Annotated in this window: 19 protein-coding genes; 9 read left to right on the forward strand and 10 right to left on the reverse strand. The window is 46.5% G+C overall.

Annotation, left to right across the window (positions count from 1 at the left end):
- Positions 1 to 97 precede the first annotated feature (97 nt).
- Positions 98 to 2,254 carry a beta strand repeat-containing protein gene (locus tag MHI52_RS06180; protein WP_405158682.1) on the forward strand — a complete coding sequence of 719 codons (2,157 nt, stop codon included), beginning with the start codon at positions 98 to 100 and terminating at the stop codon, positions 2,252 to 2,254.
- Positions 2,255 to 2,480: 226 nt separating this feature from the next.
- On the opposite strand, the gene MHI52_RS06185 is transcribed toward MHI52_RS06180, so the two are convergent.
- On the reverse strand, positions 2,481 to 3,404 hold the full coding sequence (locus MHI52_RS06185) for a proline dehydrogenase family protein (RefSeq protein WP_405158683.1): 924 nt from the start codon (positions 3,402 to 3,404) through the stop codon (positions 2,481 to 2,483).
- Positions 3,405 to 3,724: 320 nt separating this feature from the next.
- On the opposite strand from MHI52_RS06185, the gene pruA reads away from it, so the two are divergent.
- Positions 3,725 to 5,272, forward strand: coding sequence for an L-glutamate gamma-semialdehyde dehydrogenase (gene pruA / locus MHI52_RS06190; RefSeq protein WP_405158684.1), 1,548 nt, complete (start codon positions 3,725 to 3,727; stop codon positions 5,270 to 5,272).
- A gap of 128 nt (positions 5,273 to 5,400) precedes the next feature.
- A complete protein-coding gene (rpoN, locus tag MHI52_RS06195; RefSeq protein WP_405158685.1) occupies positions 5,401 to 6,705 on the forward strand; it encodes an RNA polymerase factor sigma-54 in 1,305 nt (434 codons plus the stop codon).
- A 120-nt stretch (positions 6,706 to 6,825) separates the two neighbouring features.
- Here the strand turns inward: rpoN and MHI52_RS06200 are convergent, their stop codons facing one another.
- Positions 6,826 to 8,259: an aspartate ammonia-lyase gene (locus MHI52_RS06200; RefSeq protein ID WP_405158686.1), complete on the reverse strand. Its 1,434-nt coding sequence runs from the start codon at positions 8,257 to 8,259 to the stop codon at positions 6,826 to 6,828.
- A 294-nt stretch (positions 8,260 to 8,553) separates the two neighbouring features.
- On the opposite strand from MHI52_RS06200, the gene MHI52_RS06205 reads away from it, so the two are divergent.
- The 3 genes from MHI52_RS06205 (at position 8,554) to MHI52_RS06215 (ending at position 11,851) form a co-directional block, all read left to right on the forward strand.
- The gene (locus MHI52_RS06205; protein WP_036672371.1) at positions 8,554 to 9,831 is read left to right on the forward strand and encodes a methyl-accepting chemotaxis protein; all 1,278 of its coding nucleotides are present in this window, start codon (positions 8,554 to 8,556) and stop codon (positions 9,829 to 9,831) included.
- 198 nt (positions 9,832 to 10,029) lie between these two features.
- Positions 10,030 to 10,875: a hypothetical protein gene (locus MHI52_RS06210; RefSeq protein WP_051449833.1), complete on the forward strand. Its 846-nt coding sequence runs from the start codon at positions 10,030 to 10,032 to the stop codon at positions 10,873 to 10,875.
- Positions 10,876 to 11,143: 268 nt separating this feature from the next.
- Positions 11,144 to 11,851 carry a stalk domain-containing protein gene (locus MHI52_RS06215; RefSeq protein ID WP_036672368.1) on the forward strand — a complete coding sequence of 236 codons (708 nt, stop codon included), beginning with the start codon at positions 11,144 to 11,146 and terminating at the stop codon, positions 11,849 to 11,851.
- Between the two features lie 149 nt (positions 11,852 to 12,000).
- On the opposite strand, the gene MHI52_RS06220 is transcribed toward MHI52_RS06215, so the two are convergent.
- Positions 12,001 to 12,975 carry a ring-cleaving dioxygenase gene (locus MHI52_RS06220; protein WP_076327360.1) on the reverse strand — a complete coding sequence of 325 codons (975 nt, stop codon included), beginning with the start codon at positions 12,973 to 12,975 and terminating at the stop codon, positions 12,001 to 12,003.
- Between the two features lie 262 nt (positions 12,976 to 13,237).
- Between MHI52_RS06220 and MHI52_RS06225 the strand changes: the two genes are divergently transcribed.
- The gene (locus MHI52_RS06225; RefSeq protein ID WP_315372498.1) at positions 13,238 to 13,999 is read left to right on the forward strand and encodes a TIGR02206 family membrane protein; all 762 of its coding nucleotides are present in this window, start codon (positions 13,238 to 13,240) and stop codon (positions 13,997 to 13,999) included.
- Positions 14,000 to 14,136: 137 nt separating this feature from the next.
- Here MHI52_RS06225 and MHI52_RS06230 read toward each other — a convergent pair whose 3' ends face one another.
- The 3 genes from MHI52_RS06230 to MHI52_RS06240 all read right to left on the reverse strand — a co-directional run bounded on the left by MHI52_RS06230 (position 14,137) and on the right by MHI52_RS06240 (position 16,535).
- The gene (locus tag MHI52_RS06230; RefSeq protein ID WP_036612094.1) at positions 14,137 to 14,931 is read right to left on the reverse strand and encodes an SDR family NAD(P)-dependent oxidoreductase; all 795 of its coding nucleotides are present in this window, start codon (positions 14,929 to 14,931) and stop codon (positions 14,137 to 14,139) included.
- Between the two features lie 206 nt (positions 14,932 to 15,137).
- A complete protein-coding gene (locus MHI52_RS06235) occupies positions 15,138 to 15,401 on the reverse strand; it encodes a YqkE family protein (RefSeq protein ID WP_076251319.1) in 264 nt (87 codons plus the stop codon).
- Positions 15,402 to 15,884: 483 nt separating this feature from the next.
- Positions 15,885 to 16,535, reverse strand: a complete 651-nt coding sequence (locus MHI52_RS06240; RefSeq protein ID WP_315372497.1) for a peptidylprolyl isomerase — start codon at positions 16,533 to 16,535, stop codon at positions 15,885 to 15,887.
- A 256-nt stretch (positions 16,536 to 16,791) separates the two neighbouring features.
- Between MHI52_RS06240 and MHI52_RS06245 the strand changes: the two genes are divergently transcribed.
- The gene (locus tag MHI52_RS06245; RefSeq protein WP_036612104.1) at positions 16,792 to 18,006 is read left to right on the forward strand and encodes an MFS transporter; all 1,215 of its coding nucleotides are present in this window, start codon (positions 16,792 to 16,794) and stop codon (positions 18,004 to 18,006) included.
- 168 nt (positions 18,007 to 18,174) lie between these two features.
- Here MHI52_RS06245 and MHI52_RS06250 read toward each other — a convergent pair whose 3' ends face one another.
- From MHI52_RS06250 to MHI52_RS06265, 4 genes are all read right to left on the reverse strand, one after another.
- A complete protein-coding gene (locus tag MHI52_RS06250) occupies positions 18,175 to 19,635 on the reverse strand; it encodes an IS1182 family transposase (protein WP_405158687.1) in 1,461 nt (486 codons plus the stop codon).
- 161 nt (positions 19,636 to 19,796) lie between these two features.
- On the reverse strand, positions 19,797 to 19,988 hold the full coding sequence (locus tag MHI52_RS06255; protein ID WP_076327356.1) for a hypothetical protein: 192 nt from the start codon (positions 19,986 to 19,988) through the stop codon (positions 19,797 to 19,799).
- Positions 19,989 to 20,027: 39 nt separating this feature from the next.
- Positions 20,028 to 20,399, reverse strand: a complete 372-nt coding sequence (locus tag MHI52_RS06260; protein WP_036611534.1) for a hypothetical protein — start codon at positions 20,397 to 20,399, stop codon at positions 20,028 to 20,030.
- 121 nt (positions 20,400 to 20,520) lie between these two features.
- On the reverse strand, positions 20,521 to 20,682 hold the full coding sequence (locus MHI52_RS06265; protein WP_017690239.1) for a hypothetical protein: 162 nt from the start codon (positions 20,680 to 20,682) through the stop codon (positions 20,521 to 20,523).
- Between the two features lie 144 nt (positions 20,683 to 20,826).
- Between MHI52_RS06265 and MHI52_RS06270 the strand changes: the two genes are divergently transcribed.
- Positions 20,827 to 21,108, forward strand: a complete 282-nt coding sequence (locus tag MHI52_RS06270; RefSeq protein ID WP_036611533.1) for a hypothetical protein — start codon at positions 20,827 to 20,829, stop codon at positions 21,106 to 21,108.
- The last annotated feature ends 64 nt before the right edge of the window (positions 21,109 to 21,172 follow it).

Raw genomic sequence — 21,172 nt, forward strand, 5'->3', positions numbered from 1 at the left:
TCATATAGAACATGAATTGTCCACACCATTAAGAAACTTCTGAATAATGCTATATGAAGGCCATCCGCATGAAGAAGAACCAAAGGAGGGTGATGAAATGGCCATTCTATCAACTGGGCCCATTGAGAATAATATTTCAGGAATAACGGGGATCCGACCAACTCAATCCGTTACGGTCAAAATCGATAACCGGAATGCGACAGATGTGTTCACAGTGCTTCTTCGGGGCTATTACCTTAATGGAGTCAGAACATTATATGTAGAAGAACTGCTCAATGTATCACCTAATCAGGTCATAACCAAAGTTTATAATGGGAATTTTGATGCTTTTGAGTTTGTATTTTCAACCTCAGACACGGCTGCTCCAGAAGCACAAATATCCGTATGGGGTAAAAATGCCGCAGGCGAATTAGTCGCGGCTCACCGATTGGTATCCCAGGAGTTATTGGGAGAAACGCTGAGCACAACGGGTGTAACTGGAGCCACTGGAGCCACGGGTATTACGGGAGTAACAGGAGGTACCGGAGCTACTGGAGTGACAGGAGCTACGGGAGTAACGGGAGGCACTGGGGGCACTGGTAGTACGGGCGTTACGGGGACAACGGGAAGCACCGGGGCTACCGGAGTAACAGGAGCCACGGGCATTACGGGAGTAACGGGAAGTACCGGGGCTACTGGAATAACAGGAGCCACGGGTGTTACAGGAGCAACGGGAAGCACCGGGGCCACCGGAGTGACAGGCGCCACAGGCATCACAGGAGTTACGGGTGCGACAGGGGCCACCGGAGTAACAGGGGCCACGGGCGTTACGGGAGCAACGGGAAGTACCGGGGCTACCGGAGTAACAGGAGCCACGGGCATTACGGGAGTAACGGGAGGCACCGGAGCTACTGGAGTAACGGGAGGCACGGGTGTTACGGGAGTAACGGGAAGCACCGGGGCTACTGGAGTGACAGGAGCCACGGGCATTACGGGAGTAACGGGAAGCACCGGGGCTACTGGAATGACAGGAGCCACGGGCATTTCTGGAGTAACGGGAAGCACCGGAGCTACTGGAGTAACAGGAGCAACGGGCGTAACGGGAGCAACGGGAGCAACGGGGACTACCGGAGTAACAGGAACCACGGGCGTTACAGGAGTAACAGGAGGCACAGGGGCCACCGGAATAACAGGAGCCACGGGCGTTACGGGCGTAACGGGAGCAACGGGAGCAACGGGGACTACCGGAGTAACAGGAACCACTGGCGTTACAGGAGTAACAGGAGGCACAGGGGCCACCGGAGTGACAGGAGCCACGGGCGTTACGGGAGTAACGGGAAGCACCGGGGCTACTGGAGTGACAGGAGCCACGGGAGCAACGGGAAGCACCGGGGCCACCGGAGTGACAGGAGCCACGGGCGTTACGGGAGCAACGGGAAGTACCGGGGCTACCGGAGTGACAGGAGCCACAGGCATTACGGGAGTAACAGGAAGTACCGGGGCTACTGGAGTGACAGGAGCCACAGGCATTACGGGAGTAACGGGAAGCACCGGGGTCACCGGAGTGACAGGAACCACGGGCGTTACGGGAGCAACGGGGACTACCGGAGTAACAGGAACCACGGGCGTTACAGGAGTAACAGGAGGCACAGGGGCCACCGGAATAACAGGAGCCACGGGCGTTACGGGAGTAACGGGAAGCACCGGGGCCACCGGAGTGACAGGAGCCACGGGCATTTCTGGAGTAACGGGAAGCACTGGAGCTACTGGAGTAACAGGAGCCACGGGTATTACGGGAGTAACAGGAAGCACTGGGGTTACCGGAACAACAGGTGTCACTGGAGCAACTGGTACAGCAGGGCAAGGGTTGTCCTCGTATGCCTATATTTTTAATACTTCAGCTCAAACTGTAGCTATTGAAGCGGATGTAATCTTCGACAGCAACCAAAATCTTACTAATATTACTCACGCGCCCAATACTGCTGCGATTATTATTGGTAATGCCGGGGACTATGCGGTGTTTTTCAACGTTGCAGGTGTACAGGCAAACCAATTCACCCTTTATCAAAACGGAGCCCCTGTAGGTGGCAGTGTCTATGGTTCAGGAGCTGGCACTCAACCGAATCCAGGCATGGTCATTATTACGGCTGCTCCCGGTGATGTGCTGACATTACGGAATCATTCCAGCGCATCAGCTGTTGGTCTGCAAACACTAGCAGGTGGAACACAGACCAATGCTAATGCTTCTATTCTTATTCAACAGTTAAGCAGTTAAACTTTTCGAGCGTATAATTTTGATTAATAAATGGATGTGTCCAAAAAAATAGACATTTAAAATTGGGGATGCTAATTTTTTAGACATTAAGAGGAGAACCGGAGAAAAGGAAAGTTGGATGCTCTGCTAAAGTGTTCGTACAGAAAAAACCATGTGCCCAGAAAAAAAGAGGCAACATGGTTTTCTTTTGTCTTTTTTCATATATATTGATCCAGTTGGAGAATAACTATCGGAACATATTCTTAACGACCATCCAGAGATTAGCCGGTTTTTCGGCCAAACGGCGGGTATAGTACGGATACCACATGGTGCCATAAGGTACGTAACAGCGAATGCGATAACCTTCTTTGGCGAGACGTTCCTGTTCGCCCATGCGCAGACCATATAACATCTGGAATTCAAAGGCATCCGGCGAGATTCCCCGATCCTTGGCGTATTGTTTCGTCCAGTTAATGATGTGATCATCATGCGAGGCAACCGCAGTGTACACACCCTGATCGAGGTGATTACGAATCATCGTTTTGAATTGATGAATGACTTCAGAAGTATTCTGATAGGCGACTGATCCGGGTTCTTTGTAAGCACCTTTAACCAGCCGAAGCCGAATACCTTCCCGAATCATATCACGTGTATCTTCTTCGGTGCGATGCAGGTAGGCTTGCAATACTGTGCCTGTATTATGCAGTCCTTCCGAGTGCAGTCTTCGGACAATATCCAGCGTCGCTTGAGTAAATGGACTATCCTCCATATCAATTCGAACAAATAGATCATGTAATTTGGCTTGTGCGGCAACGGTACGGATATTTTGGTAACCCTCTTCCGGGTCAAGTGCGAGGCCCATCTGGGTTGGTTTTAGCGAGACGTTGGAGTCTACGCCTTCACGTGCAATGCCTTCTACCAGGCGTACATACTCATCCCTGTACAATGCCGCTTCGCTCAGGCGGGTGATGCCTTCACCCAGATGATCGAGCGTAGCCATAATGCCTTTGTTATTGAGTATGCGGATCTCTTCGAGAGCTTCTTCCAAGATGTTTCCTGCAATAAATTTGCCTGCCAGCTTCTTACCATATCTAATGGACAGGTTCTCTACAGCTTTGTTGCCTGCCACGGTTAATAAGGTTTTGCGATATATTTCCGTTCCCACACTCATTTTCGTTTCCTCCTTCAGCATTGTGCATCCTTAATTCAAGCAAGAAACGTGCCAGATTTGGCGATGGTCTACTGTTTTTCACGGAAATTTTAACTTTATAAAAAGGAATCAAAAAAATCTGGGGATAACAGCGATCGGAAGGTTATTCTGTCATCGGAGTGGCCCGTGTGAATTTTCTTTAGTTAAATTTAACGAGAAAAATATTTCAATCTCAACCGGAGTTGGCACGGATTTTGCTACATATATTTGGTGATGAGTAACATGCAAAATAATTCAGGCGAGCAGCCAGCGAATCTTACATCCTGAAGGAGGAATCATTGATGAATATCCCTTTTGTTAACGAACCATTCACACCCTTTGCAGTCCAGGCGAACCAGGAAGCATTTGAAGACGCACTTCGTCAGGTAGAAGCTGAACTTGGGCAGGAATACCCGATTATTATTGGTGGGAAAAAAATAACAAGCAGCCGCACGTTAACTTCCGTGAACCCCGCAGCCAAGAATCAAGTTGTCGGAACGATCCATCAGGCAGATCGAGAATTGGCCGAAAAGGCCATTCAGACAGCGGCGGAGACATTCCACACATGGAAACATACTGACTCGAATGAACGGGCTCGTTATCTATACAAAGCAGCTGCCATTATGCGCCGTCGCAAGCATGAATTCTCCGCATGGATGGTTTATGAAGCCGGCAAGACTTGGCCTGAAGCCGATGCGGATACAGCGGAAGCCATTGATTTTATGGAATTCTATGCTCGAGATATGCAGCGACTGAGTGAACCGCAGCCTCTCGTGCGGATTGCAGGGGAAGATAATGAACTGAGTTATATACCGCTGGGCGTTGGTGTTGTTATTCCACCTTGGAACTTCCCACTGGCGATTATGGCAGGTATGACCTCTGCTGCACTGGTATCCGGCAACACGGTGGTATTAAAGCCCGCCAGCACAACGCCGGTGATTGCCGCCAAGTTTATGGAGCTGCTCGCAGAAGTTGGTCTGCCGGATGGCGTCGTGAACTTTTTACCAGGACCAGGCAGTGAAGTGGGTGATTATCTTGTGGATCATGCGCTCACCCGGTTTATTAGTTTCACCGGTTCCAGAGATGTAGGACTGCGAATTAATGAACGTGCAGCACGAACAGCTCCAGGTCAGAAGTGGATCAAACGGGTTATTGCAGAGATGGGCGGCAAGGATTCCATCGTAGTAGACAGTGACAGTGATCTGGAACTCGCGGCAGAGTCCATTACCGCTTCGGCATTTGGTTTCTCAGGACAGAAATGTTCGGCGTGTTCCCGTGCCATTATTCATAAGGATGTATATGATGAAGTATTGCAAAAAGTGATTGAACGGACACAGAAACTGACGATGGGCAGTCCACTTGAAGTTGGCAGTCAGGTTGGGCCAGTTATCGATGACAAGGCATATGCAAAGATCACGGAATATATTGAAATCGGCAAGGGCGAGGGGCGTCTTGTGCACGGTGGCGGTACCGGGAACGTTGAAGGATATTTCATTGAACCAACTATAATTGCCGATGTGGACCCGAAAGCCCGAATTGCTCAAGATGAGATTTTTGGACCTGTGCTTGCGTTCATCAAAGCAGGATCATTCCAGGATGCATTGGATATCGCTAATAATACAGACTATGGTCTGACCGGCGCGGTGATCTCACGAAATCGTGAACATCTGGAACAGGCAAGACGTGAATACTTTGCGGGTAATCTTTATTTCAACCGGAAATGTACCGGAGCACTGGTGGGCACACATCCATTTGGCGGATTTAACATGTCAGGCACGGATTCCAAGGCAGGTGGAAGAGACTATCTGCTGTTGTTTACCCAGGCGAAGCTGGTATCCGAGAAATACTAGACAGAAACCCATGATCCAACTAAAAACTTCTTACATTCACTTGAATAGTATGCTATTATCCCTGCAAATCCTTTTGTTCGTATAAGAAACACAGATGCTTATTACCGAAGGCATAAGGAGGGTAACGGATGTTAGGTGTTCAGTTGGTACAGGAACAACGTATTCGGCTGTCCATCACGCCGGAGATGAAACAATCCTTTCAATTGCTAACCATGTCTGGTCAGGAACTGACCCGTTATTTGCAGGATGCGGCGGAGGAAAATCCGGTGCTTGAACTGGAAGAACAAGCTACGCCCCTTGCCCGGATTCCGCGGCGAATGGATCAGCGCAGGTATGGTTCCTATGATCCGCTGCTTCAGGCCAAAGGTGCCGAACCTACTCTGGAACAATTGCTGATTGCGCAAATTCGAGTGATGAAAATTCCAGACGAATTGGAAAATATGGCCGTATATTTGGCAGGGTGCGTTAATGATGATGGTTATCTGACGGTTGAACTGGCAGAGGTGCAAGCAACACTTGAGCTTCCGATGAGCAAGATTGCAGCGGGACTGGAGCTTCTCCAATCGCTGGACCCTGCTGGAGTAGGGGCGCGGAATCTGCAAGAATGTCTATTGCTCCAGATTAGACGTGATCCATCAGCAGTGCTGAATGCGGAGTGGATGGTGGAAGCGGGATTGGAAGCACTGGTTCCTTTTCACCCAGGTAGAACAGGGAGTCGATTAGGTATGACTTCACGGGAAGCTCAGACTGCCTATGACTATATTACACGTCTGGACCCCAAGCCCTGTCGATCGATCGGATGTACAGAACGGCCACATTACATTATTCCGGATGCTATTGTTGGGTTGCGTAACGGTGAGGTCCATTATAGTCTGCATGCAACAGGTAACCCTCGGGTATCGATGAATGAAGCGTGCTTCCGCTGGATCAGGGAAGAGGCTCCCGACGCAACCTGGTCTACCCGCGTGGCAGAGGCGAGGGCTATCATTCGGAGTGTACACTTGCGGCGCAGAACTTTAGTGCGTGTGCTGGCGGCAGTGATGGAAGAACAGAAGCACTTTTTGGTCAAAGGCCCATCCGCGCTAAAACCGCTTAATCTGGCTGTTATTGCAGAGAAGATTGGCATACATGAATCAACGGTAAGTCGTGCGGTGAACGGTAAATACATTGAGACCCCACATGGTGTATATGAACTCAGGGCTTTTTTTGACTCGGGAATCAGTACAACGTCAGGGGATAAAACATCAGCATCAGCGGTGAAACGTAGATTAAAAGAAATCATTCGCATGGAACAGACTCAGCGTCCATACTCGGATAGTCATTTGGCCACATTGCTCGCCGAGGAGGGAATTATCATCTCCCGCAGAACGGTTGCCAAGTACAGGGAGGAACTTCAGATTCTGCCTTCCCTTGAGCGTAAACGTTGGGCTTAATCGATTAGCTGGCGTCTTATCATCTCTGAATACAAGAACCCCCGCAAACCGGATAAACGGTCTGCGGGGGTTCTTGTTAATTATTTGTGTTTGGGTTGCTGCATTAGTTTTCCTGATTACCTACAAACGTTCCATATTACGCAGGAAGTGTTCTCCGGCAATCCCTGGTGTAGTCATCTGTTCCGGATGAAGAATCTCTTCCAGTTCTTCCGGTGTCAGCAATCCGCGTTCGAGAATAATCTCTTGCAAGGAAAGTCCAGTCTTGAGCGCTTCCTTCACGATGGAAGCTGCCACATTATAACCTAAGTGCGGGTTCAACGCCGTAACCACACTGAAACTTTGCTTCATGATTAATTCGCAGCGCTCACGGTTAGCTTCCATCTCTTCAACTGCATAACGCGTGAAAACATCGATGCCGTTATTCATAATTTTCAGCGATTGCAGCAAGTTGAACGCAATAACTGGGCCCATGACATTCAGCTCGAATTGACCGGCTTCACACGCCATACAGATCGTATGGTCGTTCCCCATCACCTGGAAGGATACCTGGTTAATGACTTCTGCCATAACGGGGTTGACTTTGCCCGGCATAATGGACGAACCTGGCTGACGCGGTGGCAGGCGCAATTCATTGAATCCTGCACGCGGACCTGAAGCCATCATGCGAATATCATTACAGATTTTGGAAAGGCTAACCGCACATACTTTCAGCGCCGCTGAAAGTTCAAGATAGGCATCTGTGTTCTGCGTTGCATCCACGAGATCCTCAGCAGTTTGTAGTGGAAGTCCGGTAACATCAGACAGGTGCTCTGTAACCTTGACGATATATTCGGGTTTGGCATTGAGACCTGTACCTACCGCAGTTGCACCCATGTTAATGGTAAGCAAGCGGCGATTGGCGAATTCAAGACGCTCAATATCCCGTCCGATTACACGGGCATAAGCTCCGAATTCTTGTCCAAGGCGAATAGGTACGGCATCCTGAAGATGGGTACGGCCAACCTTGACCACATCGTTAAATTCCACTTCTTTTTTACGGAACGCATCCTGTAGTCTCTTCATGGTAGCGAGTAACGTCTCCGACAGTCGGTACGCCGCAATGCGCAGTGCTGTAGGTACCACGTCATTGGTGGACTGGGACATGTTCACATGATTATTGGGATTGCAATGGAAGTAGTCTCCCTTGCTTTTGGTTAACAGTTCCAGCCCGCGGTTGGCCAGAATTTCGTTCATATTCATATTCATGGAGGTGCCTGCACCGCCCTGAATGGAGTCTACAATAAAATGATCCAGATGATGGCCTTTCATCATTTCTTCAGCTGCCATGACAATCACATTGCCAATCTTGCTCGGCAGCATCTTCAACTCCATGTTGGTAATCGCTGCTGCCTTCTTCACCGCAGCCAGAGCCGTGATCAGCTCCCGGTGTACCGGAACGCCGGTAATCGGGAAGTTTTCCACGGCCCGTACCGTCTGAATTCCGTAATAAGCATAAGCCGGGATTTCTTTTTCACCGATAAAATCTTTCTCCGTCCGTGTGGACATAGTAGACATCTCGTTCGCCTCCAGTGGCATCAATAAAAATAGTTCGGCTCCAGCGTTGCTGAAGCGCACTCAGTATATCATTTAAGCAAAATGGATGCCAATCTAAATCATTTGGCCTCTTGTGCCGATAATAAATAAAATTAGGGATATCCAAGCTTGTCTTATACATTATGCGCTATATGGTAGAAAAGTCATGCATGAACGGCAAGTATGAGGGGGAATAGAACGTTTTCAGTGATGTATATCACATGAAATTTGGTACTTGATTGGTAAAATAGGAAAAAAGGACTACGGGGTGTGCACATGAAATGGACTTTAGGAGCAAAGACTGTCGCAGGTCTGGTACTGATTTCGATTATTACCTACGGAACTAGCGGCTTTTTTATATTTTTTGTCAAAGACTGGGTTACGTTAGATATTCCGAATTGGGTATACATATCGATTATCCTGATCATGGGAGTATGCTGGAACGGGATTCTGGGATGGTTTGCCTCACGCTGGCTGACTCGTCCAATCGTTCACCTGTCCCGGGCTGCACAGCAGGTTTCAGCGGGAGATCTGACAACCGAGATTCCGCAGCGACGCACACAGGATGAACTTACTGTATTATATGATGCTTTTCGCGCAATGGTTTCTAACCTTCGAAGCATTGTAAATGATATTGCAGACAGTACAAGAACGACTTCACAGAACGCACAGTCTCTGAGTGAAGCGATTACCCAGGCCGCTGAACAGATCGAGATGATGTCGGATGCGGTAGATCATATTGCAGTAGGCGTAGAAGAGCAGAAGGTCACTTCCCATCAATCTTTGATCACTGCGGATGAGATGCTGAACGATTTCCAACGTATGCATAGCCAGTCAATGGACATGACAGAGATGTCCGGTCAGATGGAACGATCGGTGGATCATACAAAACAGACTTTCTCATCGTTGATGAAAGGGATGGACGAGCTGGCCGAGTCGCACAATCGTTCCCGCGATATTATGCTGTTGCTGGAGAAGGAAGCCTCCGATATCGAGGTAATTACCCAGTCTGTCAAAAACATCGCAGAGGAAACTGGGTTACTTGCCTTGAATGCTTCCATTGAGGCTGCACGAGCTGGCGAAGAGGGTTCTGGTTTTGCAGTCGTGGCGCAGCAGATCCGCAAGCTGGCAGACGAAAGTAAGGAATCGGTACACCGTATTAATGAGCTGATTAGTCGTGTGCAAGAGCGGATCAGGGAGACAGCCCAACTGTCTCATGAGCAGCATGGTCTCGTGGTTAATGAATCGGAGCGGACCGTCTCTGTGGATCAGACGTTGCATGAACTGACAGGTACAGTGGAAGTATTTATGAAGGGTGCACATGATATCGGCTCCAAGATTGCAGAACAGACCGGTCGCGTGGAGCAAACGCACGGTCATGTGAAGAAGATCCAAGGGAAAGCTGGATCGTTCTCGGATGAGGCGAGACGAATTATGGATGCCGCACACGAAGAGACAGCCATCATGGAGGAGATTTCATCCTCGGCTGAAGAACTGAGACAATTAACCGATCGGTTATTGGACAAAACCAAAGCATTCCGGATGCAGCCTTAAGCTGTGTTCGGGATTTTTTTTGTTTTTGGAGCACAGTTTTGGCATGATAATTTGCTTATTCTGGTTAAAGCCGAACGTTCTTTCGTGAAAACGAAAATTTGTAAAGATTATTTTATGAAAGATTAACAAATTCGCAACTTGCAGGCGATAAATGAAGATATAATAGGATTATCACAACAGATAAAGGAGCCCAGTATATTGAAAACTTGGACAGGTATCCTGCTGATGATTATTTTGGCGGTAGCTACGATTAGTACAACTTCGGCTGCCAGAACCATGAATGAATCGCAAAAACAGCTTAACATAGATGATCAATCCAGCCAGACCGAAGTGGTCGAGGCTTCCAATATAGATAAACTGCATGACACAACGAAGACAACACAGGAATCCATTCCTGTGAAAGAGGAATACGTTTCGGTAGCTCCAGAGAATGAGAACGTCAGATTATACCCCATGAAAGTTGAGGGTTCAGGATATATATATAACGGAATGATTTTGGAAGTGGACGGCAAAACGCGAGAATTTAGTGATTGGCAGGGAGAAGGCGGGTCTTACAAACCCGAAGTGCACGAGTTGGATCTGAATGGAGACGGCCAGAAAGAAATTATCGTTTTGTACACGGAAGGTCATGGAACAGGTATTTATTTGGGACAAGCACGTATCATTAATCCGGTAACGCTGGAAGAGATGAAGATGCAATCTCTGGATGAGATTGCGAAACAACATGTGAAGTCAAAAGTTACGGTTAGATCAGACCGTGTGGATGTTGATGTCGCCGTTGATGGCGTTCAAGCAGAACCTTTACGGATCGAGGAAGATACGAGTGGCGGCGTATATAACGAAGAGTTGGGGTTCGGTGGAGTTACCTATTACAGTGTAGAGGATGGCCAGCTTGTCGTATCAGCAGCAGGATCTTACGGTGCGGCTTTGTATGCGGGTGATCTGACATTTGCTTATGAGTATCAAGATGGCGAGTGGAAGGCCGTAGATTTGAAGTACAGCATGGAAGTGTATGAAGAAGAATATTATGAATCTTTTGATTGATATCATCCTGTTGATATCATAGTGCAGTGGGAATTAAAAGTTCTCGATTGTGGAGTTAAGTGAACAACTGACAAGAATATCTTCCTTTCTCCGTATACGGACAATGGGAAACAGGGCGAGGCTGAAAAAAATGGGGACATACAGCCTCTTTTTGTGTTGCCCGGAAATAGGCAATGTGTACTAAAAATGCAGTAAACAATTGACATTATCACTTTAGTCGTTTAAATGTATAAAGGACAAATCATTTTAACATTCAGGAGGGATTTTGATGAAGAAAAAAGTTGTACTGGGTTTGATGGTAGGCACACTAACGCTTGGGATCGGAACAGGTGCACTCGCAGCAACAGGGTTGGAGCAGATTAAAGCCTATCTAAACAGCAAGATTACGCTAAAAATGGATGGTGCCACGGTGACAGCCAAAGATGCCAATGGTAAAACAGTGTTGCCTATCACTTACAACGGAACGACTTATTTGCCTGTGCGTGCTGTGGGATCTTTGCTTGGGACAGAGATCACTTATGACAGTGCAACTTCATCCGTCCTGATTGGCGGAAAGAATGGGTCTGCGCCCGTAACCAACGGAAAAGTAACGCTGAGTGCACTTGGAACATCCGTACTGGGATCTACCGCTTGGCACACCAAAGATCCTAAGGATACCACATATAAAGGCAAGGATTACAAGGATGTTTATCTGCATAATGATCCTACGAAACAGGGGGATGATATCCAGATTAATACGGGTAAAAAGTATTCTTCTCTGCACTTGGAACTTGCCGCGCTGAAAGGAAATCAGGAGATTCATATCTATGATCAGGATCTCGCGACACTCAAAAAGTTCAATATCACTCCAGAAAGCGGTATGATGAGTCTAGATGTGGATGTTAAAGGTACAGACGCTGTCTATGTAGAGATTGTATCTGAAGATCCGGGTTCGGCTCTGTTTGTACCGCTCACAACATCGTATCTGACGAAGTAAAACACAATCTGCAAGTTTGCGACCTTACAGAAGGGGCAAGGCAAGCATAAACATAAAAAAACGATGATTCACTAGGCGATTCCTGAACCGTATCCGGTATTCAGAGTTGCCTGGTGAACATCGTTTTTATTTTCTTTTTGTTACGAATATTAACGAATGACGGTATCCAGCGGTTTGAGATTGGCTTCAATCTCGGCGCGGCGACCTTCAAGGAATGGAGGCAAAGCAAGCGATTCACCCAGATGCTCCAATTCTTCGTCTGTATCAAATCCCGGACCATCAGTTGCAAGTTCGAACAGAATACCGTTTGCTTCACGGAAGTACAGGGAGCGGAAGTAGAAGCGATCTACAAAACCGGAGTTAGGGAATTGGAAGTTACGAACCCGTTCCACCCATTGTTTCAGTTCTTCTTCGTTATCCACACGGAATGCAACATGGTGTACGCTGCCACGTCCAGGACGCTCTTGGGCAAGGTCATTCCGTTCCTCAATATGCACTTCGGAGCCGCTACCACCTTCACCGGATTCAAAAACGAGTACATCAGGTTGACCTGGAGTAAAGGCAGGGTAACTTCCTTTAGCTCTGAAACCGAGCAGTTCGGTAAGAACCGGAGCGGTAAGGGAAGCATCTTTTACCGTAAGATGGATAGGGCCAAGGCCTACAATGCCATACTCGGCAGGCACAGGGCTCTGATCCCATGGTTTACCACCAGCGACACCTGTATTATTTTCATCCGAGACCAGAATCAGACGTTGTCCTTCAAAGTCTGTGAACGAGAGCGTGGCACGACCACCCCGTTCAACAATCTCTCCATGTGGGACTTCGAATTCGTCAAAACGCTGCTGCCAGTAAGTCAGTGCTGCATCACTTGGAACGCGCAGTGACGTGCCAGATATACTGTTCACCCCTTCACGAGTCTGTCCGGCCATCGGAATCTCGAAGAAGGTAAGTTCGGTACCCGGATTGCCTTTTTCATCGCCATAGAAGAGATGGTAGACGGACACGTCGTCCTGGTTGACCGTTTTTTTAATGAGGCGCAGACCCATGATGTTGGTGTAGAAACGATAGTTCTGATCGGCATGTGCTGTTAGAGCGGATACGTGGTGAAGTCCTTTGATTTGCATAATAATTCCTCCTAGATGAAATGGGATAGTGTAAATGTTCAGTTGAACGTTTGTTAAGTACGGTATATTTTATTTCAATTAAGAAAGTTACTAACTTTTCGTTTGTTTTGTTTCTGAATTTATCTTAACATAAAGATATTTAAATTACAATGCTTATTTAGAATTCCAACTGGACAGCTCTTTCATTCAATGGCAAAATGAAAAAGTTAACATTAAAGAGAGATACTGTTGGTGAGATCCTTGTAAAGGAGAGAAGAGATTCATGGCGTATCCACCATGGCTGGACCCGTATGATGCAGAGCCGTTTATCCTGTTCTCCACTTCACATATCGTTTCAATTAGCGTAATTACAGCAATGATTGTACTGATGTTTTTGCTTCGACACCATCTTCGATCATGGTCAGAGAGGGCACGCCGCATACTGCGGATTGTTCTGGCCTGCATCATGTTTGCCTGCGAAATCGTGCTGCAACTCTGGTATGTGTATGGAGGGATATGGAGCCTGCAGACTTCACTACCACTTGAACTATGCAGTCTGTCTCTGCTATTATCGGCGTTGCTACTACTGACACGCAGTCGACTGTTACATTCTGCACTGCTTTTTGCAGGCATTGCTGGAGCCCTTATGGCGATCCTGACGCCTAATTTGGGTTATGGTTATGCACATTTTCGATTCATTCAATTTTTCGTTGCTCATGCCTGTATCATTCTGGCTTTACTCTACATGACCTGGGTGGAACAGCTGCGACCTAGCTGGAGATCTGTAGCAGGTTCGATGATATTTGTGAATGTGGCAGCACTAATCGTATACATTGTAGATGTCATGCTTGACGCGAATTACATGTTTTTGAGACACAAACCGAGTACACCCTCGGTGCTAGATGTGCTAGGTCCGTATCCCATGTACATCCTTGGGGAAGAGATCCTTGCATTAGTCTTGTTCTCGCTGATGTACATTTTGCTCTTTGCCATTCCAGATCGGTTGAAGCATCGTGTGAAAAAAGGTAAAAGCTCCGCGGTATAGGGATAATCCTAGTAGTTGCGCCTGCGCCGCATTATAAACTCTTTATATAAAACATCCCGCAGTAATCTGAACGGATCAGATTGCTTACGGGATGTTTTGGCGTTGTCCCTGGAAGGGACCAACTTATCTTTATATTTTTATCCACGGAGCAGAGATTCCGCACCATCCACATAGATTCGTGTACCTGTAACATGAGAGGCTTCATCGGAAGCGAGGAACAGGACGAGGTTTGCGACTTGCTTCGACGTTCCGGGTTCGCCCTTAAGCGGATGTTCATGACCCTCAGGGAATTCAACGGGAATCTGTACTTCTTTCAGATCATCCGACGGATAGGTATTATCATCAATATTGGTATCGATGGCACCTGGGCAGACGGCGTTTACACGGATCTTATAACGAGCCAGCTCCAGTGCAGCCATCTTGGTAAACGCAGTTTGTCCCGCTTTGCTGGAAGCGTATGCAGAGAAACCGATCCCTGAGAAGACCCGGTTACCGTTGATGGAACTGGTGATAATGATGCTGCCGCCATGTTCTTTCAGATGGGGAATAGCATATTTTACGGTTGCGAAGGTTCCTCGCATATTGATCTCCATCGTCTGGTCCCAGTCCTCGATTTCCATCGTTTCAATCGGGGCCATTGTTCCGTTAATGCCTGCATTTGCAAATATAATATCCAGTTTACCCGCTTCAGCCGCAGCCTGATTGATCGCCTTCTGCACATTATCCGGTTTGGAGATATCACATTCGATCACATACGCTTCTCCACCAGCCTTTTCAATCGTCTGTTTTGTTTCCTCCGCATTTTCGGGTGTGCGATCCAGCATGTACACTTTGGCCCCATGCTCGGCGAATCGAATAGCAGTAGCCTGACCAATACCGGATCCACCTCCGGTTACAATCGCGACTTTGCCTTCCAAACGTTGTTCTGTCATCTCTGATCCCTCCAAGAGTTAGATTATCGTTGTACGCTCTACTTCTAACATACCCGGCTCAAGATGCGTGAATCATATGTGTATATATCAAAAAGAACAGGACCGCAATGCGGCCCTGTTCTTTGAACAGATCATCTTCATGATCTGTCTGCAGTAATATTATTTTGGCATGTGTGATAGAAGACATCCTTAGGTCATGCCCTGGCTTACTTATGTTTCTTCCAGTCCATTGCACTGTTATTGAGCAAATATTCGAAATCGTTATCTCGGCGCTTCTGCTCCGCTTGGCGAGCTTCTTCTGCTTGCTGACGTTCCTGCTCTTTAAGAGCCGCTTCAGTAGCCTTCGCTTCATCCGCCTGAGCTTTCAGCTTCTCCAGCACATCACTGCTAAGCAGATCCTTCAGTGTTGTGGGTTTATCCTGTGCTACTGCTGCTTTGGGAGCAGGAGTGCGTTTTTTGGATTTTGCCATAGGAAAATCTCCTTTCCAAACATGAATCAGGTTCCATTTATCGTACAGTAGTCATAGTATATCAGGTTCCCGTAAAGCATTCCATGAATCTCCGGAACAAAAGCAGGAAAACGAGGGTTGCGTGACGAATGAAAACGGGTATAAAATCATATACTATTACCGATACTGCGACTATTCCCTGGAGAAAGGAGTCGTTGTTCGTGGAAGTAAACCGTGGTTTACTGAAAGGGCTTGCATGGGGCGTTGCCTTTAGCTGCCCGTTATGGATTGCGATTATCGGCTGGTTACGTTTGATGGGATGGATGTATTGAGGATGATGCCGGAAGAGGTCATTTTTTATAAAGTCATATATGTAACCGCTATCATTAAAATCAATAAATAAAGCTCTGCCTTGCGAGATACGCACAGGACAGAGCTTTTGTTTGTTTAGAGTTCCTTTCAAGTCATAACCATGGATTATTATCCGTTTGGAAAGGAAGTTAATTAAGGCATTTTTATCGGTTCTGGATACTCCAGACCGTGGGTATCTACCGTAACTTTTTTCATAACTTGATCCGTAACGGGTTTGTCACCTTCACCTATTTCCTGAGCTGCAATGTTATCCACAACTTCCATACCTTCGGTCACTTTTCCAAAAGTAGCATAGGCATTATCCAAATGATCCGCGTCAGCTAACATGATGAAGAATTGGGAGCCTGCGGAATCCAGATCTCCATCTTTTCGTGCCATGGAAATAACTCCGCGAGTATGATTCAGGTGGTTTTTGTGACCGTTGGATGTAAATTCGCCCTTAATCGTGTATCCCGGGCCGCCCGAACCGTTACCATTTGGGTCACCACTTTGAACCATAAAGCCCGGAATGACCCGGTGAAAGATCAGGCCGTCATAGAACCCTTTATTCGCAAGGGAAATGAAATTATACACCGTGTTGGGCGCAATCTCGGGATAGAGCTCAATAACGATCTTTTGACCATCCTGCATCTCAATGGTAGCCACCGGGTTTGGACCTTCAGGTGCGGCCGGGACCGGCGCTTGCTCGGCACTGGTTGCAGGGCGTCCGCAACCACTAATGACGATAAGCAACATCGCAAGAACGAGCGATACTGCGGTTGTTTTTTTCCACCGTAAAGACATGAAAACGTTCCTCCTTGCATCTCTGCATTATATATTTTCTCCAAATCATATTTGGATATTTACCCAACTATCATACCGTTTTTGTGGACAGGATGGCAATGTAATACATGTGTTTGTGGTGAACAAGGGATGGCCTTCATGGAATGATGGGTGTAAAATAAGGAAAATGCTTCCGCATCGGGGACGTACGGGTCTGTTCCGTCCGCTCCAATACACGGCAGTCCCGGCGTCAGTAACGGAAAGGGCGTGCGGGTATATGAACTTCTCGTGGAAGCGCAATCTGGTCATATTGTGGATTGGTGTATTTTTTTGCAGCACCGCCTATTCGATCTCAATTCCATTTCTGCCCCTGTTTCTAAGTGCTGACTTGGGGGTTCGTGATCACCTGGAGTTATGGTCAGGACTGGCATTTGGCATTACGTTTCTTGCGAGTGCACTCGTGTCTCCGTTCTGGGGATCACTGGCTGACAAATACGGACGCAAGCCCATGCTGATCCGGTCGGGATACAGCCTTGCCGTCTTGTATTTAATTAATTATTTCGTGCAGGACCCGTATTCTCTGATTGTTGTTCGATTGTTTCAAGGTCTGCTTGCAGGGTTTGTTCCAGCAGCGATAGCCCTGGTAGGCACGAATACACCTGAAGAGAAGACTGGTTATGCACTTGGTATTATGTCCACTGCAGGAGCCACTGGTGGTATTATCGGACCGTTAATTGGTGGCGTGGTGAGTCATTATTATGGGAACCGGAATGCATTTTTGTTTTCGGCTATTGTTGTGTTAGTCTCCGCGATCATCGCAACCTTCTGGGTAAAAGAAGAGAACTTCAATCGGAACAAAGCGCGTTCCCACGTCATGGATGACATTCGTGAAGCAAGAGCGAATCGTTTGTTTATGACGGTGCTTGGCATGATGGGCATATGTACGTTCTCCGTCATGATTCTGGAGCCATTATTGACGGTCTATGTGATGGAGATGGGCGTTCAGCCGGATCGTGCCTCACTCAGCTCGGGTATTATTTTCTCAGCGGTGGGGGTAGCAACAGTTATTATGGCACCGCGTTGGGGCAAGATTGGTTCAAGGATTGGATACGGTAAAGTGTTGATCATTGGACTTGTTGGTGGGGCTGTAGGGAATCTTCTGCAGTTCTTTACAACAGGATATATCGCATTCGGCATTTTACGATTTGTGTATGGTTTATTCTTTGCCGCTGTATTTCCGGCAATTAACGCCATGATTGTGCAGGCTACCGCATCGAGTTTCCGGGGCAGGGCTTTTAGTCTGAATCAATCCGCTGCCCAGATCGGGACGATGGCGGGACCGATTATTGGTGGTGTACTTGGGGGCTGGCTACCGATACGCTGGATATTTATTATTAATGGAGTGGCATTGATCATCACTGCGATGGTAGCGAAGTGGTCAGGATTGGATCACAAACTGCCCGTGGCAAGTAAGGTTTCCGCTAAGCGATGATGCTAAATCACTAAGAGAAAGTGAACTTACAGGTAACAAAAAAGATGACGCTGTGAAATTACGAGGCCACTGAAAAACTTACCATTTCAATTGTTAAGATTCATTTTAAATCAAAAAGGCTATATTTCGTTCACATTGGAACGGAATATAGCCTTTTTCTCTATCCTTTTACTTTGAGTCTTTCATGAGTGTAATGATTCGCTTGAGATTAACAGTAAATATGGCCATGGCACCTTGCATTTGCATGCCAACAAGACCCGAGGACGATGCAACATCATACCCGTGTCTGTGCTTGAGTTCGCTATTTTTCGCTTCAATTTTATAACGTTCTTTTGATTTTTCTTTGAAACCATCGCTATTTTGAAATGCCTCATGTTCCTTATGTTCGGTCGATTTGATGGTTACAGAATAGGTTTTACTTTTCGTACCTTCTTTATAGCACCCGTCTTTCATTGGGCATACTTTGCATTTTTCAATGTCAAACATGTAGGTATTCTTTTGGTTATTATTCATACCTTTCTTACCTGTGCGCGCTCTTTGAATCGCCATATGTCCAGCTTTACAAACGTACATACATGCATCTTTATTAAACTCAAATTCATCTTCTTTTTTACGAGTTCCTTGTGTGATATTAGGGTTTAATTTTGATATTAATTGTAGTTCTTTGTGATTGGCATATTGAATATTATCTTTTTCAAAATAGGCAGTATCTCCAATGACGGTATCGATCTTCATACCTGTGTCGCGACTTTTTTCAATGAGAGTTTGGAGTTGTTTTCCATCACTTTTCTCACCAGTCGTAATTACCGCAGCTGTAATAATTCGTTCTCCATTCATAGCAAAATGTGTTTTGTAACCGAAGAACGAGGAGTCTGCCGTTTTGTGACCTATTCGTGCATCTGGATCATTGCTGAGTTGAAAGTGCTCATGGTGATCAGCTATGATTTCTTTTAAGTAGTTCAGCTTTTCTTTCACCTTTGGGTATTCACGGAGGGATTCTTCTTTTTCTACTGTATCTACAACTTTTTGGCAATAGTCCAGTTCATCAGATAATTCGTTCGTCGTTGTTTTCGGTGGGAATTTATCCTTCATTTTTTCATCGATCTTGTAAACGGATTTTCTCAACAACTTAGACTTTTGCACTAATATTTCTTTGGGTGATAGCTGATTAAATCGCGCTTTCGTATGGGTGGCATCCACAATAATTGCACTGCTTTTGATAATTTCTTTTTCCAACGCGATCTCCATGGTCTTTTGAATAAGTATGTCGAGGAGGTTCACATCTTTCAGGCGAAGCTTGCGAAACTTCGTTAGTGAACTAGGATTAATGACTTCATCTTCAGGCGCCATATCTAAAAAGTACTTAAAGGACATGTCATATTTAGAACGTTCCACAACATCCGCATCGGATACATCGAAAATGGATTTCAACAATAGGTATTTAAACATTCGAATGGGAGGCACTGCATTGCGACCATTGTCGAGGCAGTATCTATGTTGCAATTCTACCTGAACAAATGAAAAATCTACGAGATCATTGATTTGACGAAGCATATTATCTTTAGGTACGACGATATCGTATATGTCCATAAATGCACTAAGGTTAAGAGATTGTTGGTTTGAAATCATCCGAGACACCACCTGAAATTAATCATTTAATTATACAGGAAAACAGATATCCCTCCTCAAAAAAATGAGGAGGGATATCTGTTTATAGATGTTGGACTTTTTCAGTGGCCTCTGAAATTACAGACGTCATCTTTTTTAAGTCTACTACGGATCTATATAAGTTAGTCATCCGAAGAGGGCTTACGAGAAGCCTTCTCTTTGGGAATGGCATGTTCGACCGCATCACGTTGATCCTCATCCTCAAGTGCTTCGGGGAAGGAGTCCTCAGTGAACAGTCCGAAGCCCGGGTCAATATCCCGTTCGGTCACGAGATTATCCGGTTCATGCACATGCTTTTGGCGATCTTCCTTCATCGTGTATGCACCTCCTCATTCAGGATGTCATAACAGCTGTTAATGTCGCGGTGGAATGTCGTTCTCTGGTTTAGCATCCGCACCAGCACCATTAAGCAAGTCGGTACCATGCAACGCATCCGGATCGGGTGCAGCAGGATCAACCGGACTGTTCGGTTGCAGAAGATCTGCATCCGGTACAGATTCCAGCGGTGTCTCAGCCAAACGTGAATCCAATTCCGGCTCATCCACAGCGGTTGCGGCTACGGGTGCCAGATCCGAATCTTCCGTAACAATCCGTCTGCCGGAAACTTCATCAAAGGTGTCCATATCGCCTTCCGGGACTTCCGTCTCTGGTGGAATATCGCGGGACCTCTGATAACGGTCATAATAGCGGTCGCTCTCTTCGTTACTAATTGGTTTGTCAGACATGAGTAACACTTCCTTTCATTGTCGGTTGTCCAAAGCTTCTTACTCCGTAGTTACCCAAAGCGCTAGTGTTGTAATCTTGCACAGGTTATTATCTCCGGGTGTTCACTACGATATGAATGCCTTAGAATTTGGGGAATACATATTTAACCAAGAAGTATAAGAATCCGAAAAAGATAATGATATATGCGGCATATTTAATAAATGTGGAAGCGACCATACTTGAATCCGATTTATGCTGAACATCCTTATGTTCTACCTCAACCGTACGATGGGGCTCATTCATTGTAATCATCTCCTTAGCGTGTTTGTTTGCTTTGAGAAACCATTACACCCGGAGCAAAGGATTGAATCGCAGCCACCGTTTTTACAGCTTTTCCTGTTTTGCCTATGTTATGATGAAGCTTGAATATGTAAGGGAGGGATTCATGTGGACTGGTATACACTGGGTAATATGATCACACGCATCCGTATCGGGCAAAAGGCGTCCACACCCGGGTTCTCCCGTACCGTCATCCGTCGTCCGGATGGTTTGTTTTGGGTAGGCGGTATATGGTCTGGGCAAGTTGTCCAGTTACGGGATTTCCTTTTTTCCGACATATGGACCATCTATGATGATGAGGAGACAGAGCAGTGGCTTGAATTTCGCAGTCAAGTTGAACAGAAAGAACGGGAAATGATAGTGAACCAGTTCGAAGACCTGCGTGATTAATTGAACAACTTTAACAATAAAATGGAAATAAGACTATAAATCGACTTAAATGTGAAATTTCATT

It is taken from the genome of Paenibacillus sp. FSL H8-0283 (genome assembly GCF_045040675.1).
GTDB lineage: Bacteria > Bacillota > Bacilli > Paenibacillales > Paenibacillaceae > Paenibacillus > Paenibacillus amylolyticus.

Bases quoted from the DNA above. Each gene is read 5' to 3' on its own strand.
- MHI52_RS06260 (WP_036611534.1), bottom strand. From the start codon at position 20,399: ATGTCTGACAAACCAATTAGTAACGAAGAGAGCGACCGCTATTATGAC.
- MHI52_RS06180 (WP_405158682.1), top strand. From the start codon at position 98: ATGGCCATTCTATCAACTGGGCCCATTGAGAATAATATTTCAGGAATA.
- pruA (WP_405158684.1), top strand. From the start codon at position 3,725: ATGAATATCCCTTTTGTTAACGAACCATTCACACCCTTTGCAGTCCAG.
- MHI52_RS06185 (WP_405158683.1), bottom strand. From the start codon at position 3,404: ATGAGTGTGGGAACGGAAATATATCGCAAAACCTTATTAACCGTGGCA.
- MHI52_RS06230 (WP_036612094.1), bottom strand. From the start codon at position 14,931: ATGACAGAACAACGTTTGGAAGGCAAAGTCGCGATTGTAACCGGAGGT.
- MHI52_RS06205 (WP_036672371.1), top strand. From the start codon at position 8,554: ATGAAATGGACTTTAGGAGCAAAGACTGTCGCAGGTCTGGTACTGATT.
- MHI52_RS06240 (WP_315372497.1), bottom strand. From the start codon at position 16,535: ATGTCTTTACGGTGGAAAAAAACAACCGCAGTATCGCTCGTTCTTGCG.
- MHI52_RS06245 (WP_036612104.1), top strand. From the start codon at position 16,792: ATGAACTTCTCGTGGAAGCGCAATCTGGTCATATTGTGGATTGGTGTA.
- MHI52_RS06265 (WP_017690239.1), bottom strand. From the start codon at position 20,682: ATGAATGAGCCCCATCGTACGGTTGAGGTAGAACATAAGGATGTTCAG.
- MHI52_RS06255 (WP_076327356.1), bottom strand. From the start codon at position 19,988: ATGAAGGAAGATCGCCAAAAGCATGTGCATGAACCGGATAATCTCGTG.
- MHI52_RS06200 (WP_405158686.1), bottom strand. From the start codon at position 8,259: ATGTCTACTATGTCCACACGGACGGAGAAAGATTTTATCGGTGAAAAA.
- MHI52_RS06250 (WP_405158687.1), bottom strand. From the start codon at position 19,635: ATGATTTCAAACCAACAATCTCTTAACCTTAGTGCATTTATGGACATA.
- rpoN (WP_405158685.1), top strand. From the start codon at position 5,401: ATGTTAGGTGTTCAGTTGGTACAGGAACAACGTATTCGGCTGTCCATC.
- MHI52_RS06235 (WP_076251319.1), bottom strand. From the start codon at position 15,401: ATGGCAAAATCCAAAAAACGCACTCCTGCTCCCAAAGCAGCAGTAGCA.
- MHI52_RS06220 (WP_076327360.1), bottom strand. From the start codon at position 12,975: ATGCAAATCAAAGGACTTCACCACGTATCCGCTCTAACAGCACATGCC.
- MHI52_RS06215 (WP_036672368.1), top strand. From the start codon at position 11,144: ATGAAGAAAAAAGTTGTACTGGGTTTGATGGTAGGCACACTAACGCTT.
- MHI52_RS06225 (WP_315372498.1), top strand. From the start codon at position 13,238: ATGGCGTATCCACCATGGCTGGACCCGTATGATGCAGAGCCGTTTATC.